At 41.8% G+C, this 2,168-nt stretch carries 2 protein-coding genes and 2 pseudogenes; all 4 read left to right on the top strand.

Features of this window, described 5'->3' with window-relative positions; translation table 11 throughout:
* Window positions 1-551 (top strand): annotated as a pseudogene (locus EP1X_RS09895) (2-oxoacid:acceptor oxidoreductase subunit alpha); the annotation flags it as partial.
* 54 nt (window positions 552-605) lie between these two features.
* Entirely contained in the window at window positions 606-1,469 is an 864-nt protein-coding gene (locus tag EP1X_RS09890; protein WP_055284078.1) for a 2-oxoacid:ferredoxin oxidoreductase subunit beta, read from the top strand.
* Window positions 1,459-1,971, top strand: coding sequence for a 2-oxoacid:ferredoxin oxidoreductase subunit gamma (locus EP1X_RS09885; protein WP_055284077.1), 513 nt, complete (start codon window positions 1,459-1,461; stop codon window positions 1,969-1,971). The genes EP1X_RS09890 and EP1X_RS09885 overlap by 11 nt, the downstream gene beginning before the upstream one ends.
* A pseudogene (locus EP1X_RS09880) lies at window positions 1,968-2,168 on the top strand (2-oxoacid:acceptor oxidoreductase subunit alpha); the annotation flags it as partial. The gene EP1X_RS09885 and the pseudogene EP1X_RS09880, both read left to right, overlap by 4 nt.

The following is a 2,168-nucleotide window of genomic DNA, read 5'->3' as shown; positions in this document are numbered from 1 at the left end:
CTTTTGGAGATATTCACGGAGACTTAGTTCCTCCAATGCCCCTCTTTGGAAATGGCTACTTTACTCATGTCACCGGTTCAACACACAAAGAAAGCGGTCTTAGGGATGTTTATACTCCAGAGGTTCACGATCGCTTAGTAAGGAGACTTCACAAGAAGTTAGAGGTTCATGAGAGTGAGATTCAGAAGTGGGAGGAGTATTATACTGAAGATGCAGACATTTTACTTGTGAGCTGGGGAGTTAGCGCAAGACCCTCTCTTGGGGCAGTGATAGAGGCTAGGAAAAAGGGAATAAAGGTGGGTCTGTTTGTTCCGAAAACCGTACATCCTTTCCCTGGAAGAAGAATTAAAGAGCTTTCTAAAAATGTACAAACAATTCTCGTGCCAGAGATGAATCTTGGACAGATGATTCTTGAAGTGCAACGGTTTGTGAGGGAGGAAGTGCCAGTTATAGGCGTGAACAAAATTGGTGGTGTTCCATTAACAACGGAAGAAATTTTAAAAGAGATAGAAAGCTCAGCCGAGCGTTCTCGTCACCGTTCGGCGGATTAGATATTCATCATCGCTAATTGATGGTAGATGTGGAGATATTTAAAGGTGATGTGTATGGCAAAAGAAATTTATACTAAATATAAAATGGCAAAATACCTCCGAAAGGAAGCTCTTCCTACGGCTCTCTGTCCTGGCTGTGGGGGAGGCACTGTACTAAACGCTTTCGCAAATGCAATTGATCAACTTAGAATTGATCCGCGGGATTTAGTTGTTGTGAGTGGAATAGGATGCTCTGCATGGATAGCTTCTCCCTACTTTCTAGCTGATACATTACATACAACTCACGGAAGAGCAATAGCATATGCAACAGGAGTTAAGGTTGGTTTACCGGACAAAAAAGTGGTTGTTATAAGTGGTGATGGTGATTTGGCAGGTATTGGAGGAAATCACCTTCTTCACGCTGCTAGAAGAAACATTGACATAACAGTGATCTTAGTCAATAATTTTATTTATGGTATGACGGGGGGGCAGGTGGCTCCAACAACACCCTTTGGAGCTGTTACAACTACAACCCCATATAGGAACGTTGAGCATCCATTAAAAATAGCAGAAACCGTGGCCTCTGCTGGAGCGTCTTACGTAGCGAGATGGACAACTTTTCATGTCTACCAATTAATTGAGAGTATAAAAAAGGCCCTAACTGTAAAAGGCTTCTCCCTTGTTGAGGCAATTTCGCAGTGTCCAGTTCAATTTGGAAGAAGAAATAGGATGAAAACACCAGCAGAGATGCTTAGGTGGTTCCAGAAGAATAGTGTTCCCATAAGTAAAGCCAAGACACTTTCTCCAGAGGAACTTGAAGGAAAGATCATAGTTGGAGAACTTGTGAATAGAGAAAAACCTGAGTTCACAGAAGAACTTAACTTCCTTATCGAAGAAGTGGCTAAGCAGTATGGGTTGGGTGATAAAAATGCAGATTAGAATAGCTGGATTCGGTGGGCAGGGCGTAATACTAGCAGGGGTTATCCTAGGGGAAGCTGCTGCCATAGAGGGCCTTAATGTTATCCAAACTCAGGATTATGGCTCCCAAAGTAGAGGAGGTCACTCTATAGCAGATCTCATAATTTCAGAAGAGCCCATTTATGATTTAATGGTAACCAAAGCAGATGTTTTACTTGCACTTGCTCAACTTGGTTATAACTCAACAAAAAGTTCACTTAAAGAGGATGGCCTTTTAATAGTTGACACGGAGCTAGTACATCCTGATAGGGATTATATAGGTGTTCCATTTACTAGAATTGCAGAAGAGAGCACTGGTTTAGCACTAACTGTCAATATGGTGGCATTGGGCTATTTAGTTGCAAAAACAAATGTCGTTAAAAAGGAAAGCGTTGAAGAGGCTATAAGAAGGCGGGTTCCAAGAGGAACTGAAGAAATTAACCTAAAAGCTTTTAGGATAGGTTATGAGGAGGGATTAAAATGAGATATCCATTTCCAGTAGGTGCTGCAGACTTTATCCAAGGTGATGAAGCAATATCAAGAGCCGCAATTCTGGCGGGATGTAGATTTTTCGCTGGTTATCCGATAACACCAGCTAGTGAAATTTTTGAAGCCATGTCACTTTATATGCCACTTGTTGATGGAGTTAGTATCCAGATGGAGGATGAGATAGCGAGTATA

This window comes from Thermococcus sp. EP1, assembly GCF_001317345.1.
Taxonomy (GTDB): domain Archaea; phylum Methanobacteriota_B; class Thermococci; order Thermococcales; family Thermococcaceae; genus Thermococcus_A.
The sequence above is the reverse complement of the archived record's forward strand: the minus strand, read 5'-3'. Positions and strand labels throughout refer to the sequence as shown.

Excerpts from the sequence above, each read along its gene's own strand:
- EP1X_RS09890 (WP_055284078.1), top strand. The coding sequence starts at position 606 with ATGGCAAAAGAAATTTATACTAAATATAAAATGGCAAAATACCTCCGA.
- EP1X_RS09885 (WP_055284077.1), top strand. The coding sequence starts at position 1,459 with ATGCAGATTAGAATAGCTGGATTCGGTGGGCAGGGCGTAATACTAGCA.